General features: G+C 43.8%; 18 protein-coding genes and 2 tRNA genes. 2 read left to right on the forward strand and 18 right to left on the reverse strand.

Annotated elements, in window-relative coordinates; genetic code table 11:
* Positions 1-11 precede the first annotated feature (11 nt).
* The 8 genes from NTX44_04530 to NTX44_04565 all read right to left on the reverse strand — a co-directional run bounded on the left by NTX44_04530 (position 12) and on the right by NTX44_04565 (position 11,605).
* Positions 12-1,064 carry an efflux RND transporter periplasmic adaptor subunit gene (locus NTX44_04530; protein ID MCX6120862.1) on the reverse strand — a complete coding sequence of 351 codons (1,053 nt, stop codon included), beginning with the start codon at positions 1,062-1,064 and terminating at the stop codon, positions 12-14.
* A gap of 25 nt (positions 1,065-1,089) precedes the next feature.
* Positions 1,090-2,511 carry a TolC family protein gene (locus NTX44_04535; GenBank protein ID MCX6120863.1) on the reverse strand — a complete coding sequence of 474 codons (1,422 nt, stop codon included), beginning with the start codon at positions 2,509-2,511 and terminating at the stop codon, positions 1,090-1,092.
* A gap of 133 nt (positions 2,512-2,644) precedes the next feature.
* Complete coding sequence (locus tag NTX44_04540; GenBank protein MCX6120864.1) at positions 2,645-5,818, reverse strand: efflux RND transporter permease subunit; 3,174 nt, start codon at positions 5,816-5,818, stop codon at positions 2,645-2,647.
* Positions 5,819-5,840: 22 nt separating this feature from the next.
* The gene (locus NTX44_04545) at positions 5,841-6,905 is read right to left on the reverse strand and encodes an efflux RND transporter periplasmic adaptor subunit (GenBank protein MCX6120865.1); all 1,065 of its coding nucleotides are present in this window, start codon (positions 6,903-6,905) and stop codon (positions 5,841-5,843) included.
* Between the two features lie 29 nt (positions 6,906-6,934).
* The gene (locus tag NTX44_04550) at positions 6,935-8,296 is read right to left on the reverse strand and encodes a TolC family protein (GenBank protein MCX6120866.1); all 1,362 of its coding nucleotides are present in this window, start codon (positions 8,294-8,296) and stop codon (positions 6,935-6,937) included.
* A 36-nt stretch (positions 8,297-8,332) separates the two neighbouring features.
* Positions 8,333-9,007, reverse strand: coding sequence for a TetR/AcrR family transcriptional regulator (locus NTX44_04555; protein ID MCX6120867.1), 675 nt, complete (start codon positions 9,005-9,007; stop codon positions 8,333-8,335).
* Between the two features lie 316 nt (positions 9,008-9,323).
* On the reverse strand, positions 9,324-10,751 hold the full coding sequence (gene gltA, locus NTX44_04560; protein MCX6120868.1) for an NADPH-dependent glutamate synthase: 1,428 nt from the start codon (positions 10,749-10,751) through the stop codon (positions 9,324-9,326).
* Positions 10,748-11,605: a sulfide/dihydroorotate dehydrogenase-like FAD/NAD-binding protein gene (locus tag NTX44_04565; GenBank protein ID MCX6120869.1), complete on the reverse strand. Its 858-nt coding sequence runs from the start codon at positions 11,603-11,605 to the stop codon at positions 10,748-10,750. The genes gltA and NTX44_04565 overlap by 4 nt, the downstream gene beginning before the upstream one ends.
* A 468-nt stretch (positions 11,606-12,073) precedes the next feature.
* Between NTX44_04565 and NTX44_04570 the strand changes: the two genes are divergently transcribed.
* Positions 12,074-12,147 (forward strand) — tRNA-His (locus NTX44_04570).
* 57 nt (positions 12,148-12,204) lie between these two features.
* A tRNA-Glu gene (locus tag NTX44_04575) sits at positions 12,205-12,277 on the forward strand.
* A 73-nt stretch (positions 12,278-12,350) separates the two neighbouring features.
* Here the strand turns inward: NTX44_04575 and NTX44_04580 are convergent.
* The 10 genes from NTX44_04580 to NTX44_04625 form a co-directional block, all read right to left on the reverse strand.
* The gene (locus tag NTX44_04580; GenBank protein MCX6120870.1) at positions 12,351-13,616 is read right to left on the reverse strand and encodes a pectinesterase family protein; all 1,266 of its coding nucleotides are present in this window, start codon (positions 13,614-13,616) and stop codon (positions 12,351-12,353) included.
* A gap of 81 nt (positions 13,617-13,697) precedes the next feature.
* The gene (locus tag NTX44_04585; GenBank protein ID MCX6120871.1) at positions 13,698-15,254 is read right to left on the reverse strand and encodes a glycoside hydrolase family 28 protein; all 1,557 of its coding nucleotides are present in this window, start codon (positions 15,252-15,254) and stop codon (positions 13,698-13,700) included.
* A gap of 370 nt (positions 15,255-15,624) precedes the next feature.
* On the reverse strand, positions 15,625-17,577 hold the full coding sequence (locus NTX44_04590) for a glycoside hydrolase family 88 protein (protein ID MCX6120872.1): 1,953 nt from the start codon (positions 17,575-17,577) through the stop codon (positions 15,625-15,627).
* Between the two features lie 34 nt (positions 17,578-17,611).
* A complete protein-coding gene (locus NTX44_04595; GenBank protein ID MCX6120873.1) occupies positions 17,612-19,054 on the reverse strand; it encodes a glycoside hydrolase family 28 protein in 1,443 nt (480 codons plus the stop codon).
* A gap of 20 nt (positions 19,055-19,074) precedes the next feature.
* Entirely contained in the window at positions 19,075-22,149 is a 3,075-nt protein-coding gene (locus NTX44_04600; protein ID MCX6120874.1) for a choice-of-anchor D domain-containing protein, read from the reverse strand.
* 19 nt (positions 22,150-22,168) lie between these two features.
* Entirely contained in the window at positions 22,169-22,957 is a 789-nt protein-coding gene (locus NTX44_04605) for a sugar kinase (protein MCX6120875.1), read from the reverse strand.
* Positions 22,958-22,969: 12 nt separating this feature from the next.
* Positions 22,970-23,254 carry a PfkB family carbohydrate kinase gene (locus NTX44_04610; protein ID MCX6120876.1) on the reverse strand — a complete coding sequence of 95 codons (285 nt, stop codon included), beginning with the start codon at positions 23,252-23,254 and terminating at the stop codon, positions 22,970-22,972.
* A 232-nt stretch (positions 23,255-23,486) separates the two neighbouring features.
* Positions 23,487-24,200 carry an MFS transporter gene (locus NTX44_04615; protein MCX6120877.1) on the reverse strand — a complete coding sequence of 238 codons (714 nt, stop codon included), beginning with the start codon at positions 24,198-24,200 and terminating at the stop codon, positions 23,487-23,489.
* On the reverse strand, positions 24,197-24,619 hold the full coding sequence (locus tag NTX44_04620) for an MFS transporter (protein MCX6120878.1): 423 nt from the start codon (positions 24,617-24,619) through the stop codon (positions 24,197-24,199). Before NTX44_04620 ends, NTX44_04615 begins: the two co-directional genes overlap by 4 nt.
* A gap of 55 nt (positions 24,620-24,674) precedes the next feature.
* Positions 24,675-25,895, reverse strand: a complete 1,221-nt coding sequence (locus tag NTX44_04625; protein MCX6120879.1) for a DUF4861 domain-containing protein — start codon at positions 25,893-25,895, stop codon at positions 24,675-24,677.
* Between the last annotated feature and the right edge of the window lie 7 nt (positions 25,896-25,902).

A 25,902-nucleotide genomic window follows, 5' to 3' on the forward strand; every position in this document is an offset into this window, starting at 1 on the left:
CATTGCTCCGTCTATTTTACGACATTGACTGTTGTACCATCGACGAGTTTTTGATAGCCGGTGACAACGAGATGATCACCTATCTTCAAACCATCCAACACTTCCATCATCATTCCCTGGCGGCCGCCGAGTTTTAAACGCCGCTCTTGTGCCTTACCGTCTTGTTCTACATAGACAATAATACGATCACGATCTACCAGCTGCACGATGTTTTCACTCACGAGAATTGCATTATTCTTTGCCTCGCGAAGTAATTTTACCTTTGCTACCATTTCTGGTTTGAGCTTTCGGAATGGATTCGATAGAATGAGTTCTACCTGCATTGTTCGGTTTGCTGCAGATACTGCTGAACTGACAAACGACACCCTTCCTCTGAGTGTATCGCCTGGCAATGCATCGAATGTCACAACGGCCGGTATGCCAAGAGGAAGTGTGCCTGAATATAACTCCGGTACTTCTGCCTGAATTTTCACTTTCGAATTATTGACGATACGGACAATCGGTACTCCGGGCGGCGCGAATTCTCCCTCGTTCATGAGGTTGCCCATTGGAGTATTCTCTACAACACCGTCGATCGTGCTGCGAATCTGAGTCCGTTCCCAGCGTGCTTTCATTAAGTCAGCGTTGGCTTTTGCAGCATCGCGGCCATATTGGAAATTCTTCATCTGAAGGTCGCTAATACCCTGTTGTTCAAATACCTTCTGCTGTTTCTCAACATTTAAATCCGCCATACGGTATTGCGCTTCAGCAGCATCGTACCCGGCCTTGATCACTTCATCTTTCAATGTTACTATCAGATCGCCTTTTTTTACATGCTGGCCTTTTTGAGCTATCCATTCTTTGATTACTCCACCCTCTTCAGGACTAATATTGACATCCTCAAAAGCCTTCACAGTTCCTGCTACTTGGATAGCATCTACAAGACGCGTCGGTTTAATGATTTCAATTTTTACGTCGACCGGCTGAATCTTGAGCGAGGTATTTTCATCGACCTTTTTGCAGGAGAAAAACACCAAACCGGTACAAAGCACTGGAACCGTTACTATTCTTGCTATATTGTTCATTGAAGTATTCCTTCTACGGTGGGTTCTATTCTTCAGTTTCTATCGCATAACTGGGGAGGTGACCGATGAGTTGATCCAGCTCGGCCGAAGCGACGAGGTAATCATAAATTGCTTGAATACGGTTTACTTTCGCTTGTGTTAACGCAAGTTGTGCATCGTTCACTTCCAATTGCGTAGCAGCGCTCGAGAGAAAACGCGTTGTGACAATCTTGTAGCCGCGCTCTGCCATCTCAACGGTTTTGTCCTGTGCTTCAACACGCTTTCGTGCCTGCTGTAAATTGCTCTTTACCGAATGCACACCTGTATATAAGTTCCGTTCTACAGTCGTCCGTTGTTCTTCACTCTTCCGTTGTTCTAACTGTGCCTGTTCAACCTTGGAATATGTTTGAAGTCCCTGGAACAGGCTGAGTGAAAAAACTAATCCTACCTGAGAAGACTTGTAAAAATCGTTTGTTGAGAAATTAAATCGGTCGTTGATCGCCGAATAAGAATACGATCCAAACATGGCAATTGTCGGCAAATAATTTGATCTCTCTGCATTAATCACGGCTCCATTTAATTCTATCTGACGTTTTGCCGCCGTTAATCCCGGATTGGTCTCCAGAACAAGTGATTCCGCTTCTGACACTATTAAATCGTCAACCGGCACAAACTTGAGATCACCGGAGAGCACGATATTCTCATTGTTCGAAAGTCCGATCGTATTTCGAAGATTATCAAGTGCAAGATTATAATTATTCTCGCTTTGAATGACCGCAGGGCGAAGATTTTCTACTCCCACCGAGGCCCGCAGTTCATCATACTCTGAAAGAATTCCCTGACTCAGCATGAGCCGCACATTCTTTTGATTATCCTCTGCATTTTGCAGGCTCGAGTGCATCAATTCCTGAGCTTCATGTGCAAGCAATGTTTGGTAGTACGCTTTTCTCACCTTGGTCACTGTCTCGATATGTTTCGCCTGATATAAATCACGCGCAAGGTGCGAATACACATGCGCCGCTCCGACTCCAACAAATACAGCACCATTAAAAATAACCTGTTTAAAATTCAGTGATGCAGTTGCCGAATAATCAGGCGACATAGACCCCGGCAATTGTATTAACTCGCCGGTCGGTTTTGGATAATGCGTTGAATCGCCCATAAGTTTATACAACGGGTATAAAAGATAATCGGGGAAATATGTGATCGGTTTATCGATCAGGTGAACAAAATTTGCGGATAGGTCGATTGAAGGCATCGCATATCCCCACGCTTCGAGGACACGGGCATCCGATTTTTTCACTTCCAGACGCGCACTTTCCAAATCCGGATTGTGTTTTATTGCAAAGCGCACAGCTTCTTCTAATGTCAGGCGCCGTGCTGTCGTATCCTGCCCCCGCGAACGCTCCATAAAAACCATGAGCATCAATGGCACAAGTAAGAGCAGTACTGTTCGTTTTCGGACCATGTATCCCTCGTCAGAATGTTTTAAATTTACGTTACTACTATTTGCTGAATAAATCTACGATAGTACGCATGAAAACAGGTATAAAATAAAAGAGGCACGAAGTTCAGTCCGTGCCTCTTCATTTCAGGAGCTTTTATTTCACATCAGCATATTCTATTTCGCCGTCTGATGTGACGACAGTGCGTCTTTTTCTTTTGTCAAAAAGAGATGAAGGTTTCTTAAAGAATCCAGGAATCTTTTCCTTCCATTCATCCACTTTCATATAGACCACAGGAACAACGATCAGCGTCAGGAAAAGCGAGCTTGTCAATCCGCCGATGATCGCCCATGCCAGACCAGACTTCCATTCTGAGCCGGACGCTGTCGATAATGCAATCGGCATCATACCAAAAATCATAGTAAATGTCGTCATCAAAATCGGACGCAGCCGTGATTTCGCCGCTTCGAGCAGCGCATCGTACACCGATAATCCTTGTTCCAGCCTTGTCTGATTCGTCCTATCAACAAGGAGAATTGCATTCTTAGTCACAAGGCCGATCAGCATAATAATGCCGAGGATTGTAAAGATGCTGAGTGATTTTCCTGAAACAGCCAGTGCCACCATTGCGCCGACCATTGCGAGTGGAATCGCAAAAAGAACCACAAAGGGATAGACATACGAATCGTACAACGCCACCATAATCAGGTATACAAAGAGAATCCCGATTAACATAGCAAGAAAAAGATCGATGAAGCTATCGCCGCGCATCTTTTCCATACCGAGGTACGAAAGTGAGATTCCGGTTGGAAGCTGTACACCCGCAATTTTATTTTTAAAATCCTGCATAATCGTACCTGTCGGCCTGCCCAGTGTTTGACCCGAGACATAGACGACACCAATGCGGTCTCTCCGTTCCAACTTTGTTGGTCCGGAAGACATGAACACATTCGCAAATTGTTTCAGTTCTATTAGCTGGCCTCGGTTATTCATAAAAGTGATACTGCCGATACTTTCTGTCTGCGATCGATTGTATTTATCGAACTGTATGCGAATGTCATATTCATTTGTACCGTCACGGAATTTCGAATCGTTGTCTCCTGTCAATGCCACGCGCAATGTTGTACCGACATCCGCAACGGATAAACCGAGCTGCGCCAATTTTGCACGATCGATCTCAACTTGCATTTCCGGTTTTCCCGATTCCGAGGAAAGACGAACGTCTGTAGTGCCTTCCACAGAATTCAGGATCTGCTTTACTTGCGCTGCGGCCTGCATGATGAGTTTATTGTCCGTACCGCTTATACCTATTTGAATCGCAGCTTGATCGGAAGATCCAAAGATACCGATCGGATTGACGTAGACCTTTGTTCCCGGAATCTCGCGCACCTTCGTTTTGATTTCCTCACCCACCTGCGAAGTGGTTTTCTTGCGATTTTCCTTCGGAATAAGTGCCACATTAAACTGTACCAGGTTATTGCTTGACAGAGTAAGAGCACCACTTTCTTGTGCACCAACTCCTGTGAAAACTTTCTTTATTTCCGGCATTTGAGATAATATCCGTTCTATCTGTAGCGCTGTTTGGTTGGTCTGCTCCACTGAGGAACCGGGCATCAATTCAACAGACACACCAAACTCACCTCGATCCGACTGCGGCATGAATTCATTCCCGATGAGTCCGAAGGCAGGAATCAATAGAGCTAAAATAAATACGCCGGTTGCTCCGAGAGCAACTTTTGCCTTGTTGACAAGAGACCATTTGAGCATCTTCTGATAAACATCAGAGAACCTGTGATAGAACCGTTCAAATGCGAGCGCAAATCTTCCCAGTAAGGTTCTATCTGTCAATCGTTCCAATTTCGCGAAACGCGATGCGAGCGTCGGCGTAATAGTAAATGACACAAAGAGACTCATTAAGGTTGCACCAACAACAACAAGAGCGTATTGCCGCATAATTTGCCCGACAATACCGGAGACTAACGACAACGGCAAGAACACGACCACATCCACCATGGTGATGGAGAGCGCAGCTAAACCGATTTCATTTCTTCCGCGTATTGCTGCCGTACGGGATTCTTCTCCTTTTTCAATATGATGATATATATTTTCCAGAACGACGATCGAGTCGTCGACCAGGATGCCAATCACGAGCGACAACCCGAGCAGCGTCATCAAGTTCATAGAAAAATTCAACGCATACATAATCACAAATGTTGCGATCAAGGAAGAAGGAATAGCGACAAGCACGATCAGTGAATTCCGAATGCTGTGCAAGAAGAGCAGCATCACGATCGCAACCATCATAATTGCAAGCATGAGATCTTTTTTCACTGCATTTGCGGAGTCGAGTGTAAAGGTTGATGTGTCCTGCGCTATATCAAAAATGATTCCCTGTTCCTTATACTCAGCCTGAATCTTTTGTAATTCCTCCCGCACGAGTTTACTGACGCTCACCGCATTGGCATCGGATTGCTTGACAACCTGAATACCAACAGAGGTCAGTCCGTTGACACGGTTCATTTGTTCATATTCTTTGATTCCATCCTGCACTTCTGCAACATCCCGCAAGCGAATATCTCCGCCCTGACGTGATCGCCCCACAACAAGATCCCTGAGATCTTCGATAGTTTTGAATTTCCCTGCGATGCGAACCACAAACTGTGCATCCTCATCCTTTATCTTTCCCGTCGGAAAATCCATATTTGCGGACCGCACCGCCTGAACAATCTGCAGAATAGACATCCCATACGCACGCACCTTTTGAGCGTCCATGTTTACTTTGATCTCGCGTTCTTCTCCGCCCGTAAGAGAGACCTGGGCAACACCGGCAATTTTGGATATCCGCGGCTGCACACGGTCTGTTAAAAACTGAAAGAATTCCCGAGAATCCATTTGACTGGTCACACCCATACGCAAGACCGGAATTTCATCAAAGGCAATCTTGGATACAACCGGTGCTTTTGCATCTGTCGGAAGCTTAGCGAGAATCGCATTCACCTTGCGCGATGCGTCCTGCACCACATTGTCGATGTCTGCGTCCTGTTTGAATTCAATGATCACGAGCGACATACTTTCAAACGACCTGGAGCTGACAGCGTCAATTTTATCGATTCCCGATACAGCATCTTCAATGATTTTGGAAACGTTATTTTCCACTTCGTATGGAGATGCACCGGGGTAAATCGTCTGCACCACGACCACGGGAATGGACATCTTCGGAAGCAGCTCATATTTCAACTGGAAATAGCTGAATAATCCCAGCACAGCTATGACCGTAAAGACTACCACCACAAGTGTGGGACGTTTTATAGATAATTCAGTAATCGTCATTGTTCTATTCCTTTATCTCTCATTACTTTCGGACAATCACTGGAGCGTTATCACTTAAATTATTTTGACCGTTCACCACGATCTGTTCACCTTCCTGCAAACCGCTCAGGACTTCAATGTCCGTCCCTAATTCTTTTCCCGTGACCACTGAACGGAGGTTTGCCACATTATTCTTGATCACATACAGCGCTGCATTTTTTACACTTCCAACAATGGATTCACGGGGAATCACAATAGCGGCGCCGGATATTTTTGGAGTGAATCTGACTCTGCCGAACATCCCGGCTTTGATTTGCTGCTTGGAATTATTCAACACGACTTCCACGGGGTACGTATGACCTTCATCACCCTTTGATGAAATACTAAAAATGGATCCCGTAAACACCGAATTCGGAAACACATCCGTTGTCACTTCAACCTTCTCACCGACCTTCAACCGGATGACATCTTTTTCTGCAACGCTCACTTTCACCTTCAGCCGGGAGATATCCACCACATTCGCAACGAGCGTTGCCTGCGGCGCACCCATCACCATGGAGCCAATATTGACATACCGTGCTGTTACAATACCTGAGATAGGTGTCGTAATTTTCGTATCGGTAAACTGGCGCCGGGCGACGATATACTGTGCTTCCGCCGATTGATAACTCCAGCGCGCCTGTTCAATCTGCGAATCAGAGATGGACCCTTCTTTATAAAGAGCCTCATATCGTTCGAGGTCTTTCTTTGCCTTCTCATACGAGACGTTCGCTGCTTTATAGGCAGCTTCCTTCAACTCGCTGTCTACTTCAACCAGTACCGCTCCGGCTTTTTTATAGTCACCAACTTCTGCATCGATTTTCACAACCCGCCCCGAGGTTTCTGAGACCACGGCAACATCATTGTATGCTACAATGGTACCGACCTGAGAAAAGCTGTCCGTCATATCTTTCTTAGCCGCTGTGATTACCGAGACAGAATAGGATGTGGATATTGTTTTTACTGCACTGTTTTGACTATCGCTTCTTGCTTTGTTGCACGAATAGATGCCAAAGACCAATGCTATCAGCGTTATGCCTAATAAGAAATATTTTATTGTCGTGTTCATTGTTCGTATCCTTTTGTTATCAATCCTTGTTATTCGCCTATTGATTTTGAAAGCCGCGCCATGGAAAGTTCATAATCCACTAACGACTGTGTCAGGTTCAGTTTTGACTGTAGTAATGCGACTTCCGCATCAAGCAATTCAGAGTTCGGGGTAAGCCCCTTTTTATATTTATCATTCATAATTCGGTAGTTTTCTTCCGCTTGTTTTACTCCCAGCTCGGAGACCGCTTTCCGTTCTTTTGACTGATTCACACCCAGGTAACTTTGCATTACTTCCAGCATCACACCGTCTCGTATCATCGACAATCCTTCCTGCGCCTGAGCCAGCTGTGCCTGGGCTTGATTGGACTGGTACCCAGTTTGCCACCAATTCCAGATATCGAATGAAACCGACAGAGTGACATCCCATGTTTCCTTGAATGCATCCACCGCGGGGAAATACCGGGAGTTCGGACGTAAATAATTATAATTCCCTAAGAGATAAATTTGCGGCCACCATCCGCCCCGGGCTGCTGTCAAACCGAATTCTCCGGCTTTCACACGCGCATTCATTCCCAGAACATCCGGACGTTTTACAAATGCCACATCAATCAATGAATCAACAGCATCCCAAGATCTAGTAATGATTTGAATTGTTGAAGCCAGCGTGATTTCTGTTGGCAATGGAAGACCCAGCGTATTATTTAATACGTACATTGCTAGTTTTACTCCATTAACAGCATCTATCTGGCGGACCTGGGCATCCGAGAGTTGCACTTGCACTTTCATCAAATCATTCGTCGTCAGCATCCCCTGCTTCATGAGATTCTCTGCATCCCTGGCATGAGACTTAATTTGATTTACATTCTCATCGACAAACTTTTTGAATTCATTTGCTCGGAACAAGTTCCAATATGCCGTCTTGATGTTGTATAAAATTTCTGCCTGATCTCTTTTAAAGTCTTCTTTTGTTGCTTGCGAAAGATACTCCGCCGCATTTGATGCACCGGATATTTTGCCGCCCGTAAATAACGGCTGCTGCACTGTGGCTCTGAGAGTATAGTTGTTCACAATCGTCGGCGATAAGACCGAGTTGACATCCTGCGGCGGCAATGACGGCCCGCCCGGAATTGTACCGAACAATCCTTTTGGTATCGATAATGTACCGGCAGGTACATCACTGAGCCGCGTGTATGCACCTGTGAATTTCAATGACGGTAATCCCAGCGTATTCACTTCGCTTGCACGTGCATCCGCTGCATCAACTTTGAACTTCGATGTCCGAAGGGCCTTGCTATTCTCCATTCCAATTTGAAGCGCTTGTTCAATTGTTAATGATAATTTCTGCTGCGCAAAAGCCGGAAGCACAACGAGCAGCAGCAGCATGAATTGTTTTGTTAATCGTTTTATCATCGTTTCCTCATATTTAAAATAGACCGTACCCTCAATTTATCTTTGTTTCAATGCTGCAAATTCCGTGCGCCCGCGGTCAGTAAAAATCGATTCGAGGAGCAATGCATTGGATACTTCTAGAGTGTGCGTCAAATCAATATTCCTTCGCAATTTCCACACTTCCCCTTCACTGTCATTCCGCAGCATCAATGTTGTTGCACTCGACCAAAGAATAATAGTAACCTCAACAGGATTTAAATCGGAACGGATCGAGCCTTCTTCCATTCCTTGTTTTAAAACTCCGATCACCGAATCCCACAACCTTGCACTTTGTGTATCGCAGGTTTGTTTTAACTCATCCGAGACCTGTTTATGAAATTGCGGCGTCTGGAAGAAATGAAACATCCTGAAAAAACTGCGGTTCGCATTAAAGAAATCATTATACACTTCGACAAACATTGCTACTTTTTTAACGACAGAATAATCAGTTGCAACAATACGCTCATACTTTTCATAAAGCGATTCCATACCGCGCATCATTACTGTGAGATATAAATCTTCCTTACTTTTATAATAGATATAAAGAGTCCCCTTGCTAAGTTCGGCCGATTCGGCAATTTCGTCCATGGTTGCCATAACAAGCCCTTTTTCAAAGAAAACCTTTTGAGCAGCATCGAGTATTTCCTCTTTTCTGTGCTCTTTTTCGCGTTCCTTACGTTCTGGTATACCCATTTTATAACCTTATAATTATTGACTGTTAGTCATTTATTACGATATAGTATAATAAAAGTTACACTCTCAGTCAATTTTTTATCATTAAGATTTTATAATGAATTCGAATTGGTGTTCGGTCTTCAAATGAAAATCTATTTATATAATACTATACGAATGGCAAAGAGTTGCAGAAATTTCGGCGAATAGATAGATAGAATAGGTAAATAACGGTTTTACTTCTATAGAAAATTGATCCAAACGAGGTAATAATTCAGAAAGAAAAAAGAAGGAGCAAAAAATTTTCGCGCCTTCTTAACGATTCATTTAAAAAACATTAGTGATACTTCTTCTGCAAATAATTATGAATTTCATTTGCAGCTATTTTTCCATCGCGCATTGCTAGGATCACAGTTGCCCCTCCGCGGGAAAGATCACCTCCAGCGAAAATTCCTTCCCTGCTTGTTCTTTGTAATTCATCCGCGATCACAACTCCTTTACGCCCTGTTTGTAAACCCGGAGTAGTCGATTGGATAATGGGATTAGGCGATTGACCGACGGCTTCTATAACTGTCTGAACTTCAATGATGAACTTCGGTTCGTTCGATGGTACCGGTTTTTTGCGTCCAGATTCATCTGGGTCGCCAAGTTCCATTTTCTGGCATTCGATACCGGAGACACGTCCATTCTCATCACCGATAATGCGAGTCGGATTTGTCAGCATCATAAACTCAATACCTTCCTGCTCAGCATGATGCACTTCTTCTAAACGTGCTGGCATTTCCGTCCGCGAACGACGATAAATCAAATAGGCGTGTTCGGCTCCGAGACGTTTTGAGGTACGCACTGCATCCATCGCAGTATTACCTCCTCCAATAACCGCTACACTTTTTCCAATTTTGATCGGTGTATCGTATTCGGGAAATTTGTATGCCTTCATCAGATTAACGCGGGTCAGGAATTCGTTTGCAGAGTACACGCCATTGAGATTCTCTCCGGGAATTCCCATAAATTGCGGCGTGCCGGCACCTGTTCCGAGGAAGATTGCCTGGAAACCCCACTCAGTGAACAATTCATCAATCGTTTCTGTCCGTCCAACGAGAAAGTTTGTTTCGATCTTCACACCCAGGGCTTTAATACGTTCTGCTTCCAGATCGAGAATCGTGCGCGGAAGTCGAAACTCCGGAATACCGTATCGTAATACTCCGCCAACAGCATGGAGTGCCTCAAAGATTGTTACTTGATAACCGAGCTTCGCTAATTCGGCAGCACACGTTAATCCGGCTGGACCGGAACCGACGATTGCCACTTTCTCAGGTCGTTTCTCATTAATCATTGGTGGAGTGAAAAGATTATTCTTCAACTCATAGTCAGCGACAAAGCGCTCCAATTTTCCGATCGCTACAGGATCATGTTTCTTTCCAAGTGTGCAGACTAACTCGCACTGTTCTTCTTGCGGGCACACACGTCCGCAAATAGCAGGGAGGTAATTCGACTCACGGATTTTATTCACTGCACCGATATAATCTTTCTGGTACACCAATTGGATAAAAGAACGAATATCGATATTGACGGGACATCCTTCCCGGCACACTGGGTTTTGACACTCAAGACAACGTGCCGCTTCGATCAACGCCCGCTCTTCATCTACGCCAAACGAGACTTCAGTGAAGTTATGATTTCGTTCATTCGGTTCTTGTTCAATGGAAGCTTGTCGCGGAATTTTCATCCGTTCTGAGGGTTTCATTTTATTTACCGTGATCATGATGCCATCCCCTCTTTTCTGCATACGTGCGGTTCTTCAAGGAACCGATCAACGGAAATCTTTTCCATATCCGTGTAACTGCGGTTGCGTAAAAGCATTTCATCAAAATCCACCTCGTGCCCTTCAAATTCCGGACCATCCACACACGCGAACTTCATTTTACCATTCACCGTTACACGGCATCCGCCGCACATACCGGTACCGTCCACCATCACCGCGTTCAGACTTACCAGCGTGCGAACACTATAGGGCTTCGTAAGATTCGAAACCGCCCTCATCATCGGCAAGGGGCCGATGGCATACACCATGTTGATACCAAGACTTGCATCGAGCAATTCTTTGAGCTGATCAGTCACAAATCCTTTTCGCTTGTATGAGCCGTCGTCCGTCGTGATATAAAGCGTATCTGAAACGCTTTCCATTTCTTTCTCAAGAATCACAAGATCTTTCGAGCGCGCCCCAACAATCGTGTAAATGGTGTTACCGGCATCCTTGAGAGCTTTCGTGATGGGATACAATTCTGCTGTTCCAACACCGCCGCCAATACAAGCGATTGTTTTTCCAGTTTCAATCGGTGTAGGGTTACCTAATGGACCCATTACATCCATGATCAGATCGCCTTCCTTCTTCAACGCCAATGCTTTCGTTGTTTTACCAATCGCTTGTACAATTAAAGTAATAGTGCCGTCATGGAGATTGCTATCCACGAGGGTAAGAGGAATGCGTTCGCCGGTTTCTTCCACTCGAATAATCACGAAGTTGCCGGCTTTACGTTTCCGTGCTACGTAAAGCGCTTCAATAATAAATTTCGTAATAGTAGGTGCAAGTATTTTCTTTTCAACGATGCGATACACAAAGGCTCCTTTATCAAGCGAGTTAATATTTTATCAATTCTTAGTTCTTCTCGTGGCACAAACCAGGCAGGCATCAAATCAAGAGAAGTATTTTTTTACATCAAGCTCTATGCCGAAATTCACTAATAGAATTATATCGGAAAATGTGCAGGATGAACCAGAAACTTCTATAATTTACATGTTGATGTTCGTAATTCCAATACTTTCGATCTAACAATTACGAAAGCGAGCGCGGAAAATAATCTTGCCTTTGCAGACACATTTCGGTATCTTAGCATTGCGTCAGGTAAGCCTGTTATGCAAATAACGGGCTTTACTGTCTAAAGTAAGCATCAGGATTTACAGATGCATATTTATTGTTCCCGCTATCGCTTCGCTTAGCGGGATCCCTGCCTACCGCAGGCAGGCGCAATTTCACTTTTAACTTAATTTTACTCCGTTCCTTAAGTTGTGTGAAATTAGGACATGGTGGCCATAGTTCAGTTGGTTAGAACGCCAGGTTGTGGCCCTGGAGGTCGTGGGTTCAACTCCCACTGGTCACCCAAGAAATTGCGAATTTTTAATTTCGAAATTGATAATTGAAAATTCGCAATTGTTTTGCCCCTATCGTCTAGAGGCCTAGGACACGGGCTTTTCAAGCCTGGAACACGAGTTCGAATCTCGTTGGGGGCACACATAGCATTGAAGATTGTAAGATTATAGAATGAAAAGCCGACTCGAGAATGTGTTGACTTTTTTTATTTCATTATTTCGTGGTAAAGTGCCAGAGTGGTCCGCGAAGTGTATCCTCTTTCGTAACTTCATCAATACGCCAGAAATATGTTGTCTTCGTATCTAATTTACTGGCAGCAAACTTATTCTCTTTCTGATTTCTAATAAATTCCGGTGCATTAGTTTTCCCGAAATAAATATTGTGGGAGACTGCGTTCCGTGCCGGTGTCCATTTTAATTCTACTCTTTCTCTTTGAACATTATATAATCCATTTCTTGGCCCGGGTAAAAATACGAACGGCAAAACCGACGGCATTGTCTCTTCAGGATCCCAAATTCCTCTAAATGTCCATTTTGCTGTTATTTCATTTTCGTTCGGACTACCTTCGGCTGATTCTAAATTATCCGAGAACCAATTATAGTCGCCCCCTTCACGATGACAATTATAAAAGTAATGACGCTCTCCCCATATCCAAGGTACCGAGTTAGGGGAGATTGGGTGATATATTGGACGATCGGCCATATTCCACGAGAAGATACAGTCGATTAAATAAAATTGACCATCTCGATGATGCCGCCCTAACGGAAATCCGGGAACACCGTTAAAACCCGAATATCGTATAACGAACTTCTGATCTTTATCCGAATCTCCATCGTGCCAGATACTGGCGCTCATATTATGTCCGAAAAATCTGCTATCTGTAATGTAGCACCATCCTCGCGGGCAAACAAAATCAACCCATCCTTCGAAAAAGCAATTAGTGTGGTAGTACATACCATCTTTTTTATTCCAGAGACTGAGTGTGTCACCTCCATCGGCTAAAATATTACAGTTCACGATGATTACACGGATACCGCCTCCACGAACGGCAAATTGATGATCGTGTTCTCCATACAAACCGCCGTAATTATTATGTACTGTTATATTAGCTAACGTAATGTCTGTAACGAGAGAGTCGATATTAATCACAGCCGATCCCCAATCCGAACCCTGATGTTCTTTTACCCAATTCCTTCGCAACTCGGCATAGATAATTCTTGTACTATCGCGGTCTTCACCTACGAGTGCTATATGACTTTTAGTGATGTATATTTTTTCATTATAAATTCCCTTGCGGATAAGTATAATGACGTTTTTTTTATTGTCAGCCGGTACAGAATTAATAGCTTCCTGGATGCCGGTGTACTTTCCACTTCCATCTTTTGCGACAATTATATTTGCTTTTTCATTCGCAAACATATCGGAATGGAATGCAAAAACGAACAGCAGTATGGCAATTGAAGAAAATATTTTTTCCATATCGTTATATAAGTATGAGTTTGATTATATGGGAAATTTCAGCAACCATCATCAATAATTATGACATCCTTTCAGTACTTTTTATTCTTGCTTCACTGCATCGGCTCTTACATTCTTCTCAAGCTCAATCCCTTTCTTCACTTGCTTGAAGTCCACACCGGATAAACGGATATTTTCCGATCTCTCGCCAAAAACCTTTAGGAACAGATCGACCGGCGCCGGATAGGTTCCGCCTTTTATAGCAACATTCCGGCTTTGAATAATATTAAATACATTTCCTGATTGCGGAACGATCCTGCATCCATCCAGCTGGACTCCATACGCATCGGCGATATAGACTCCTCGTTTTGATTTAATAGAAATATTATTAATGATCATATTCTTGATCGATAATTCAGGAAGACCATTAATTACAATGGCACGGTCTGCACCGTTGCAAACGATGTTCTTTACATAGAAATCCCTGAATTGCGGTGTTCTGTCCGTTAGCGGTTCCATCTTTCGTATAGTCAGGTCCTTCCTGGCTTCAACATCAGGAGAACCGCCGGAATAATACATATCAAAAAGAATCGCATCGGTCACTACCTCCCTCATTTGTATCCCATCGATAAAAATTTTCTCGATCACTCCACCCTTTCCGCGTGCCGATTTAAAACGCAGTCCCACATCTGTACCAATGAAAACGCAATTGCGGACAGAAACATTGCGTGCACCACCGTAGGTTTCACTCCCAATTACAAAGCCCCCATGGGCATGATATACCACACAATCCGCAATTACAATATTTTCACATGCCGGACCCGGTTTCTGATTGGCGGCGATGGTCCCGGGTTTTAGACATATTCCGTCATCACCGACATCGATCATACAATTATAGATAAACATATTACGGCACGCTGACGGATCGATGGCATCGGTATTTTTTCCCCATACCGGTGCAAATACTTTTACATTGCGTATAATCAGATTTTCACATTGTTGAGGAATAATATGGTACTTCGGGGAATTCTCAAATGTTGGTCCGTCAATCAATACACCATTACACTGGACAAAATTGACGAGATTGGGCCGATTGTATTCTTTTGTCGATTCGTATTCCTCTTTTGTCAGTATCTTCTTTGCATCCGCACTTTCTTTAAGAAATTTCTCGGCTCCCATCGATTCTTTTGAAGGCCACCACTCTTCACCGTTTGCCGTAACAATTCCGCCAGATTCAACAAGAACTTTCCACTGATGCTCAGTTAAATCCTCCTTTAGTACATAGCGCCAGACTTCTCCGGCTCCATCGAAGATCCCGTCGCCGGTAATTGCAATATTCCTTGCCTGATAGGCAGAGATTAGTTGAGCTCTTCTATACTTGTTTTCCGCAATTTCACTAAACGGATAGTCATTGAGATTCTTGCTGAACTGAACGAGCGCTCCTTTCTCTACATGAAGGTTAATATTGCTTTCAAGCCTGATGGGTCCGGTAATCCAACTACCGGCCGGAATAATGACGGCTCCACCTCCGGCTTTTGCACAGGCCTGAATGGCAGCGTTGATAAACTCGGTATTCATCGTATATCCATCGCCTGCTGCACCATAATCAATAATATTCACCGTTCTATCCGGAAAAGTAGGCAACTGAATTTCGGGCATGCTGAAAGGCAATCCACTTTTATATTTCGCAGGGATAGGTTGAGCAAAAACAATAAACGTAAATTGAGCAACAAAGAATATCAAGAAGGCCACAGTTCTTGAATATTTGTCAATGATTGAGTCGGTATGCATTTTATATAATATTTCTTTAGAAAATCTTATTTATTCCTGGGATAAATAATCGGATCAATATGTCGCCTGAAGTGCTTTACAATAAATTGATAATATACATCTTCATGATCTTGAAGACACTGCAAAGTTTATTATTGAAATCAGGACTCTCGCAGCAATGATCAAGTATTTCTTTTAACTCAGAAGTCATATTTAAATATTTCCATTATTAGTATTCTGTGAATAAAAAGAGTTATTATTACTTTGAAATCACTGCCTGAGAAAGAAGCCATTGGAAAAGATTTCGTCCTGCTTTTGTATTCTCATACTCCGGTGGCAGCCTTCGTGCATCCATATATTCATTGTAGAACCAAGGATCGCCCACAGCAAACACAAAACCTTTGCCTGAATGTGCAACAGCCATAAGAATGAGGCCATTTTCAGTGAGAATCGGTTCGGCAGGTTTTTGCAATGTAAGAGAACATATTTCTTTGAGAAATATCTGTTTCACATCTTTGAACACAGGATGCGGCGGAAATTCATCACTCTTCCCCATGTCATACTCTTTTCCTTTAACACGATGATAACTATCTTCATTGAAATGAATGCCGAACTGTTCTGCCAATTTGTTGAAATGGGAAAATTCCGCGTTTCCCGAATCATTCGCCATCAATACCAGCACGCCGCCGGCTTTAATCCATGGAACGATAGCTTTGATGGCGGATTCCGACACATAGTTGGGATGTGCTGTCTCTTCAGGAGTATCAGGATCAACAATGATGTAAACTTGATACTGATGCAGTAGGATGTCGGTGGGAGATTCATGCACTGCAGCGATTTCAGCCCCGAGACTTTTAATGATTGCACCAAGCTGCGAGAATCCGGAATTCATCGTGTCTTCCCACACATAATGATACTGCACGAGCGATGTATCCACGCGTTTCCACTCGCTGTTGAAATAATAATCCAGCGCAACTGTTTTCTTCGGTTTGAGAGTCGAGGCATCGACAGTATAACTGCCGCGCTCCAATTCTATTGCTGCCATTAAAAACGGACCATATCCCTTAAAATCATCCGTGCGCTGCGGCTCGCCAGTGTAATACGCCAGACTCCCGTCGCGATATGGATTGCCGCCAAGTCCGGCGACGCTGCATACATGTTCGATATGAACAATACCCGACGAATCTACAGTTACTAAATGATTCAAGAGTCCATTAAATGTTTCTTCCGCTCGAAGTCGAAATTCAGTCGGAAGGTATCCACAGTTTGCACCTTTTGCAAAAATGTATGCGAACATTGCTGAAGCGGATGACTCAAGATAATTTCCCTTTTCATTCGGCTTGTCAACAATAAGATACCACAGCTTGGTTTTTTCATCGCGCATCGGCAGGAGATTCCTACAGATATCATTGAGAATTTTCAGAAGCGCCTTGCGCTGAGGGTGATGTACTGGAATATATTCCAGTACATCCACAAGTCCCATCGTGTACCAACCGATGGAACGTCCCCACAAGCTCGGCGAGCAGCCAGTTTCGGGATTCGCCCATCGCTGCTGTTTGCTTTCATCCCACCCATGAAAGTAAAGACCGCTCTTGTTATCGAAGCAATAACGGGCACAAAGGATAAATTGTTTTGTAATGTCGTCAAAGGCGGCGGAGTCATTCGTCATCCGGGAATAGAGACCATAGAATGGTTCTGCCATATACATGCCGTCCAACCACATTTGGTATGGATAGATCTTCTTGTGCCAGAAACCATCTTCACTTGTACGGGGCTGCTCTGCGAGTTGTCGACGAAGCGTATCAGCAGCTATGCGATATTTTTTTTCGCCCGAAAGATCATATATTCTCAGCAAAGCTTTTCCCGGAGTTATATTATCCAGTTGATATTCGTCGAAACGATACGTATGAATCGCGCCATTAGCGTCCACATAATGATCGAGATTTTTCTTGATGTACCGAATGTATTCGGTGTCTCCGGTCTCCTGCCACAGATGAAAAAACGCTTCCATCATTACGCCCTGTTCGTAATTCCATTTGCGGGACTTTAACTCTGTTGGATAAGAAATAGAATCTGGGTGCATCGAGAGAAAACTTTTTGCAATGCGTTCCGACCAGGGTTCTTCATGTTTCGCTGATGTCTGTGCAGCACCAACGGCAATGTTTGCCAACGCAAAGAAAAATATATAACGTACAAAAAGTCTCTTGATCATCTGCCTATCCTTGTATGACAAATCAACATTGCTCTCACTTCACGTTCTCGTTATTCTTCTGCTTCGTTTGTACATTTATAAGGGTTAGATCTTTTACATTCTCGATCACGTTTGCTTCCGCGACATTTTCGAAAACGCAATCTTCGATATGAATATTTTTTACTGGAGAACGATCAAATGCACGAACCCATATCCCGAACCTGCTCTTCTTGCTGTTGATATTTCGCACATCAATATTCCTTACGGTCGGTACAAAACCTCCGCTGTCCCCTTCTTCATAATAGAAATCAATCTTCACGATCGCATCTGCCACTTGTCCAACCTTTATGTTACGGAGAAATATATTTTCGATTACACCTCCGCGCATGGCATTTGTCTTAATCCTCAATACTCGATCAAGTTCCGGACTATCCATGATATTATTTTCAGCAAACACATTCTTTATTCCACCGGAGACTTCACTGCCGATCACGACACCGCCATGTCCATTTTTCATCGTACATCCGCGAATAATAACATTTTCACATGGAACATTGATACGCCGGCCATCGGCGTTTCTTCCGGACTTAAGAGCAATACAATCGTCGCCATTATTGAAAACGCAGTTTTCGATTAAAACATCGGTGCAGGATTCTGGATCACAGCCATCGTTGTTCGGCCCGAGTCCATCGATTGTCACACCGATGATAGACACATTCTTGCAAAGAACGGGATTAATAAACCACATCGGTGAGTTTCTAAATGTCACACCTTGCAATAACACATTCGTACATTGGTACGGTTCGAAGAAATTCGGCCGTAGGTATGCTCCTTCCCCAAAGATACGTTCCACAACGGAAATGTTCTTCTCCGCCATTTCCATGAGTCTTTTGCGAGCCGCCAATTGATTCGGCATACCATCCCTCCATCCCGCTTCTTTCTTTCCTTTCCAACTCCACCAATACTCGTTCGATCCCTGACCATCAAGGATGCCTTCGCCCGTCACTGCGATGTCTTCCTGCTCAAATGCATATATGAGCGGAGAATAATTCATGCATTCTGTTCCCTCCCACCGCGTATACACGAGCGGAAGATATTTCTTTGGGTCGACACTGAAACGTATGACCGCACCTCGTGATATGTACAAATGCACATGACTTTTTAAATGAATTGCGCCCGTAAGAAATGTGCCTTTAGGAACGATCACCCGGCCGCCGCCTGATGCGCTGCATGCGGTAATCGCCTTCTCAAATGCAGCAGTGCAATCAATTGCGCCATCGCCTTTTGCTCCGAAGTTTGTAATATCGAAATTCTTATCGGGAAATGATGGTCGTATAATCCGTTGTAACACAGAAGGCATCGTTTGCCATCCTGCAGTTGAATCCATTTGTGCATACACATCAAGAGAAAGAATAACATAAACGAATGAAAAAATGAAACAGGCGCGTCCTCTCCGGTTCATCGGTATCATTTTTCGCAGATCTCTTTGCATTATCATGTACGTAGTCCTGTTATATCTTATTTTATGAAAACCATTTTCTTTACGAATCGCTGTCCTCCACTCTGAAAAACCGCGAAGTAGATGCCGGAAGGAAATCGCGACGCATCGAAACGGATGGAGTAGAGTTGTCCTGGCTCCATGCGTCCGGAAAAGAGCTGGGCGATATCTTGACCAAGCACATTCAGCACATCCACAGTTGCCATTCCTTTCTTCGCCACAGTGAATTGAAGGGTAGTGGATGGATTAAACGGGTTCGGATAATTCTGAGTCAGCATGTACCGAATCGGAGCATATATCACACTATCGACATTGACAAGCACTTCTCCCCTACCGCTCAGGAAAATCGTGTCCTGTACGGTCGCTGCATTATGGGTGAGCACGAGCGTGTCTATCTGGTTTACCGTATCCTGCGGCGAAAATGTCAGAATGAGATAGGCGCTTATCGATGGAGCAAGCGTCATCGTTAAAGGATGGAAGGTAAATCGCGCATTGGTCGATGCAATTGTGTTGATCTGAAGAGTCGCCGTCCCAGGATTGGCAACAAGGACACTGTCTTTCTTAGAATCGCCAATTGCGATACTTCCAAAATTCAACGTTCGGGGCGTGATGGAAAAAATCGGGACGGGAACAAGGCCTCCGACACCATTTACTATGATCGTATCCTGAAGATTTGAAGCGTTATGATGGAGAATGATTTTTCCTATTTGTGTTCCTACCGCACTTGGAGAAAACTTGATATGTATCCACATCGTACTTCCGACACCGGCAATCCCGTATGTTGGTACAGCGGAGAACTTCGGATTCGTTGAAATCACGATATCGATATTCAACGGCAGCGTTCCTGTGTTTGTGACAGCAATGCTATCATCTCTGAAATCTCCGACATACACGGAATCAAAATTGAGAGATTGCGTCGATACAGAAAAACCTGCAGTATCCGTCACTATTGTTTCATAGCAGCCAAGGTCGGGCTGCTGTCCTATAAAAGGCAACCTGACATTCGTGCCGTGATTTACAAGATCGCTTTCGGAATTCAAACGCATAAAATTCAAAACCGGCAAGCTGCCATCTTCATTGCGCGGGCCGCGCACCCCTGAAGTATCCAAACCACTGGATGCAGCAAAGTCGTCAGCAGTCACGTAAAATCCCTGCCAGCTATTTGTTGTCTGTACCGCCGTGCTCATTATGACACTTGAGCTTATGCCGCTATAATCAATACAATTAATAAGTGTCATCACTTTGTCGCTGTCCGTATTGACAGGACCCGGCATGCCGAAATTGGGATTGTTCCTGAATGCTGTGCAGTTGTAAAGTGTCATTGAACCACGGTTATTGTTCTCATCAAAACCTTTGACAAGATTATCGAAGGAAAGACATTTTTTCAGGACGACATTATGCATCAGCGTTTTATCATCACTTCCACCGGTCTTAAAACCGTTACCATTTCCGGCTCCGACCGTCCAGTTTTTCAGATATCCGTTCATGAATGCCCAGCAGTTCTCGTACGTGGTCGTGATATTGTTTGATGGACGAAGATAGCCGTCGTACCCATCGTCGGAGTTCTGCCACGACCGGCATCCGTAGAAGGAATTCCCCGTTCCGACATCTAACTTAGGAGAAAAGCCATCCGCATTACCCTGCGATGGATCTGCATTGTAGTACGAATCACAATTGATAATCTGGTTGTATGACGCTCCGCCGCCCAATTGCAAACCGGAATCGTGGTTTTCATACAATGCACAAAACTCAATGATATTGTTCGAACCACTGATGTTCATGCCGTTATCGCCAGCACTGTAAATATCGAAACCTTTGAAGTACCAATAGTTGCCGCTGAGTTGAATCCCTCTGTTGCTGCTGCTCACTGCCATACCTGAGAAATCGAGAATAGGTCGCTCATTCTGATACGTGTGGAGACAATATCGCTGCGTACTCGTACCACTTTTTGAGATGCCGATCGTTGTGCTGAGCATATATCGGCCGCCCCGCACAAAGATCGTATCACCCAGTTGAGCCGTTGAGATTGCTTTTAAGATTGTCAAAAACGGCTGCGCGTATGTACCCGCACTCGTATCGCTTCCTGTCGTCGAGACATAGATACCTGATATAGCCGCAGCAGGCAATCCGTTTCCTGAAACACCAACTACACCGGCGGTCGCTCCTCCCAAATTATTTCTGATGGTATCCGAATATGCGATTTCTTGACCGGGACTAAACTTTACATAGATCGTCGTATCGCTCAGGATGCCTCCCGTGTAGGCAAGCTTGAGCGATGATGCATACGCAGAACCGCTCAATGTTGTGAGAGAAAAGCCCGATGGCGCAGTGACTGTAATCGTATCACTTACAGGATTAAGTAATGTTCCGGAGAGCGTGTAGCTTTTCTCTGATGATGCACCGACTTTCACGCCCCCGAATGCAAGCTGTGTCGGAAAGACACTGATGGAGGGCAAACCGATTGAGGCAGTAGTTCCTGATATGACTACTTGTGAAGGACAAATATACTTTGTAGCACTTGGTGTAGTATTATACCAGGGATATATTCTCACGTAAAATGTTTGTTCATCATTAACGACTGTGCTAAGTGTATATGAAAGTGGTGCGGGTGGAGTGGTTCTGATATCCACAACTGTTAGCGCACTTGCATTTAGTTTCGTCCGCGCAGCGAATGTCGAATCGAGAGAATAATAGATGTTTGCAAGGAAGTGACCGTTCGTGCCATAACAACCAAGATTCATCGCCACGGAACGGATAGTGAGAGCTTTTCCAGACTGAGGAGAAATGGAAAATTGGACAAAGCGGCCATCGTTCTGCGCCGTTTCCTGCGGCCAGTATGTTCCATTGAGATAGAGCCGCTCCGCAGGATTGTATGCACCGCCGCCCGTAAAGTCCTTTATAGTCATCGTTTGAGTTGTATCGCTCGATGTGCTAAGCACTTGACCCGGTGCACTAATACTGCCACTGATAATCACAGTTGTATCAACGGTCAATGCCCATGTTGCAGAAGCCGATTGCCCATAGCTCTCTGCGAAAAACAATATACCTACAACGAATGATTTCAAACAGGAATCGAAGAACAAAATCTTTTTCATATTCATCTACTTCTTGAATTTATCTCTTAATCCTTGCAGAGCCACCATTCATGACATATTTAATTTCTTCCATGGTCACCATGCTTGTATCGCCGCGCGTGGTTTGAAAGAGCGCTCCATGCGCAGCACCTAACTCTACACATTCTTGCGGTGTCATACCATTCAACATACCATACATGATACCGCTGCAAAATCCATCTCCACCTCCGACTCGGTCTTCTACTTCAAGATTTTCATATTTTCTTGATTGATAGAATATACCATCGGAATACATAATCGCCGACCAATTATTGAGCAATCCACTTGTTACTTCACGTAATGTTGTACCAACAATTCGAAAACGTGGATATTGTGCAACGATACTCTTTACCATTTCTATATATGCCTCTACGGGCAGAGTTTTAAGATTTTCATCTATCCCCTGCACTTCGCATCCAAGAGATTTCTGGAAATCTTCTTCGTTGCCGATAATAACATCGATATAGGGAATGAGATTCTTCGTCACGTCAATTGATTTTTTTGCAGACCACAGCTTGCTTCTATAATTGAGATCGTAGCTCACAATCGTTCCTGCGCCGTGCGCTGCTTTCATCGCTTCCTGCACTACCTCTGCACAACTGTCACTCAATGCTGCGAATATTCCACCTGTATGGAACCATCGCACCTTCCTCTTTGTAAAAATCCGTTTCCAATCGATGTCGCCCGGCTTCAAGTGAGAAACTGCCGTATTACTGCGATCGTAGATTGATGTACTGGCACGAACACCAATTCCAACTTCTGTAAAGTTGATACCAATTCGATCTGTCATACCAACTCCATCTTAGGGAACCCAGACCATTTCGCTGATATCCATCCCGCTTGCGATGGCATGGTTACGAATGAAGTGGCCAATAGGATTATCTACAAGACGGGATATCCATCCCGCCCGCAATCCATACCGGGAAAGGGCATATGCAACATTATACTCTCCGCCTCCGGCATATGCTTCAAATACTGGTGTTAATTCGATGCGTTGATGGCCGGGAGGACTCAGTCTGAGCATACACTCGCCAAGTGTCAGCAAATCAAGTTCACATTCAGAGGCAGATTTGATTTTCAACGTCATAATTTTTCACTTTTATACAACAATTGAATTATTTCTATTCTTTGAATGATTTTCTGAGGTTTATTCGATAATACGTACTCAGATCATTTTACTCCTTATATTTCGATCTGCTCAAGCCTCGGAGCTAATCGTATAAATATTATATAAGCAAGAACATACATTGAACCGCAAATAATAAAGAGCACAAGATAACTGCCGGTCCATTCAAGGATAAAACCTTCTAACGTTGCAATCAGCATACCACCGATAGCTCTGCCATTCCGCCGAAACCTACAATAGATCCGATTGCTTTTCGTGGAAACTTATCCGATGTAGTTGTAAAAAGATTCGCAGACCAACCTTGATGAGCTGCCGTTGCAAGACTGAGCAATGCTACTGCTATCCACACTTCTGATGCCTGTGAGGCAAATACAATTGGTATAACACATAACGCGCAAACAAGCATTGCTGTTTTCCTGCCTTTATTGACACTCCATCCGCGCTTGAAAAGAAACGATGAAAACCATCCGCCGCCACCACTGCCGACATCCGCCATTAAATAAATCACAATAAGCGGCAGTCCGATTTTATCCAATGTTAATCCATACTTCTTATTGAGATATTTCGGCACCCAGTACAAATAGAACAACCAAATAGGATCCGTCATGAATTTCGCGATCGCAAATGCCCAGACCTGCTTATGCTTCATCAATTTTACCAAGGGAATCTTTTCTTGTGTATCGGGAGGGTCACTTTGTATATATGCTAATTCCTCGGCTTTGAGCCGCTTGTGTTGTTCAGGCTTCTCATAATGCAGAATCCAAAATATAATCCAAATAAATCCGATAGCACCAGTCATAATAAACGCCATTTGCCATCCGTATGCAAGAGTGATCCAAGGGACAGCCAAGGGACAACCAACGGAGCAACCACAACCCCTACATTCGAACCCGCGTTGAATATTCATGTTGCAAAAGCCCGTTCCTTTTTGGGAAACCATTCAGCAACAGTTTTAATTGCGGCGGGAAAATTTCCTGATTCGCCTAAGCTCTGTGAAAAACGTGCAACAGCAAATCCAATAACCGAAGAGGCAAAAGAATGCGCCATAGCTGCTAGACTCCAGATTGCCATGGCGATAGAATATCCGATTTTCGTTCCAAGCTTGTCCATAAGCCTACCGACGAGCACCATACCGATCGCATATGCGAACTGAAACGCTGTCACAATATAGCCATAGTCAATCTCATTCCATCCAATTTCAGTTTGAAGTACGGGAGCCAGTATTCCTAAAACTTGTCTATCGATATAATTAATAGTAGTCGCAAAAAACCACAATGCACAAATAGTCCAACGTTTATTACCGATTTTTACGTTTATCTCTTTCATATCCGTCATTCGTCGAGCTCTTTTTTTAATCCTTTATTAGTAGCCTTCCTCTTGCTTAGTTTATTTCTAGAGTAATTTCTAACGGAGATTTTAAGCGAAGCGTGAATTCTTTCAAGTAGTTATTCCATTCATCTGCATTGTTGAAGTCGCCACTGCGTGCCCAAGCTGCTCCTGTATAGTACGTTGAAGAAATACCGAGTTCTGCATTTCCAAGAAGAAGAACATGAACACTGTCTTCCCGTATTCCGCTGAAATCCTCCTTCGTCATAATAATACCGGTACCCAGCGAGCCGTTTTCTTCTTTTTCGTTCGTTAGCCCCCAAAGACTGATCCATCGATTTTCTTTATCAAAATACGTTGTGATGCCTTTGCGTTTCACAAGACCGGCTGTAAACGGTACTTTACCTTTTGATGAAGCACATGTGTAAATCACTTCAACCTTATTGAGATTACTTCCTGCATCAAGAGTAATTCTTTTTCTCTCAGAAATACTTTTGCCATTCAACTGAACCGGATTATACGTGACCTCAAATATTGCCCGAATCGGCCCGGTCGCAAATATCTTATACGTCGAAAAAACACCCGGCTGGCATAGAGAATCATTTTGGATGAGAGCACAACTCCCTGCGCCAAGTGTTTTTCCAACACTGAAGAAATCTGCTCCTTCTCCATGATCCTCATGATATGAAACCCGTGCAGCATCCGGTGCTTCATCCCCTTTATACCACTTTTCTATGATGGGATATCGTACTCGTTTCGTCCAGACATCGATTCCATTGTTCACCTCTTTTGCAAGTGCAGGACCGTATATTCTAAAAGCATTCCTATCGTTTTCCCACGCTACATCTTCCCGCGGAATCATATAACCTACGTATGTAAGCGGCAGAATAGATTTTGGATCTTTGGTACATGGCATATCGATAATGAATTGTTTCGTTTCCTTAGCTTTGAAACTAGAAAAGAAAATCACTTCCTCTGGTTTGCCATTTTTATCTTCATCGATTATTTGAGTCGTGAGTTCTTCAGATGTCTTCGCATCAAAAATACAAATTGCCGCCGGATCAGGTATTGATTTCAATTTTTCAAGGATGTTCCATTTGAGAACGATCATTTCATGCGATCTGTTGATGTCTAATGGATTCGTAGCTTTCACAATGATACGCTTGTCTTGAGCAAAGGACTCAGCATGAATCATGTTTATGGTAAATAAGAGAATGATTACATGGAGGACCACCATGATCATCGTATCATTTTCCGTTCGTATTTTTATTTTCATACTCATT

The sequence above is a fragment of the Ignavibacteriales bacterium genome (assembly GCA_026390575.1).
Taxonomy (GTDB): Bacteria; Bacteroidota; Ignavibacteria; order UBA10030; family UBA10030; genus Fen-1298.

Excerpts from the sequence above, each read along its gene's own strand:
- NTX44_04615 (MCX6120877.1), bottom strand. The coding sequence starts at position 24,200 with ATGAATATTCAACGCGGGTTCGAATGTAGGGGTTGTGGTTGCTCCGTT.
- NTX44_04540 (MCX6120864.1), bottom strand. The coding sequence starts at position 5,818 with ATGACGATTACTGAATTATCTATAAAACGTCCCACACTTGTGGTGGTA.
- gltA (MCX6120868.1), bottom strand. The coding sequence starts at position 10,751 with ATGATCACGGTAAATAAAATGAAACCCTCAGAACGGATGAAAATTCCG.
- NTX44_04620 (MCX6120878.1), bottom strand. The coding sequence starts at position 24,619 with ATGAAAGAGATAAACGTAAAAATCGGTAATAAACGTTGGACTATTTGT.
- NTX44_04545 (MCX6120865.1), bottom strand. The coding sequence starts at position 6,905 with ATGAACACGACAATAAAATATTTCTTATTAGGCATAACGCTGATAGCA.
- NTX44_04530 (MCX6120862.1), bottom strand. The coding sequence starts at position 1,064 with ATGAACAATATAGCAAGAATAGTAACGGTTCCAGTGCTTTGTACCGGT.
- NTX44_04610 (MCX6120876.1), bottom strand. The coding sequence starts at position 23,254 with ATGACGTTGAAAATCAAATCTGCCTCTGAATGTGAACTTGATTTGCTG.
- NTX44_04605 (MCX6120875.1), bottom strand. The coding sequence starts at position 22,957 with ATGACAGATCGAATTGGTATCAACTTTACAGAAGTTGGAATTGGTGTT.
- NTX44_04595 (MCX6120873.1), bottom strand. The coding sequence starts at position 19,054 with ATGATAATGCAAAGAGATCTGCGAAAAATGATACCGATGAACCGGAGA.
- NTX44_04590 (MCX6120872.1), bottom strand. The coding sequence starts at position 17,577 with ATGATCAAGAGACTTTTTGTACGTTATATATTTTTCTTTGCGTTGGCA.
- NTX44_04600 (MCX6120874.1), bottom strand. The coding sequence starts at position 22,149 with ATGAAAAAGATTTTGTTCTTCGATTCCTGTTTGAAATCATTCGTTGTA.
- NTX44_04625 (MCX6120879.1), bottom strand. The coding sequence starts at position 25,895 with ATGAAAATAAAAATACGAACGGAAAATGATACGATGATCATGGTGGTC.
- NTX44_04555 (MCX6120867.1), bottom strand. The coding sequence starts at position 9,007 with ATGGGTATACCAGAACGTAAGGAACGCGAAAAAGAGCACAGAAAAGAG.
- NTX44_04580 (MCX6120870.1), bottom strand. The coding sequence starts at position 13,616 with ATGGAAAAAATATTTTCTTCAATTGCCATACTGCTGTTCGTTTTTGCA.
- NTX44_04585 (MCX6120871.1), bottom strand. The coding sequence starts at position 15,254 with ATGCCCGAAATTCAGTTGCCTACTTTTCCGGATAGAACGGTGAATATT.
- NTX44_04535 (MCX6120863.1), bottom strand. The coding sequence starts at position 2,511 with ATGGTCCGAAAACGAACAGTACTGCTCTTACTTGTGCCATTGATGCTC.
- NTX44_04550 (MCX6120866.1), bottom strand. The coding sequence starts at position 8,296 with ATGATAAAACGATTAACAAAACAATTCATGCTGCTGCTGCTCGTTGTG.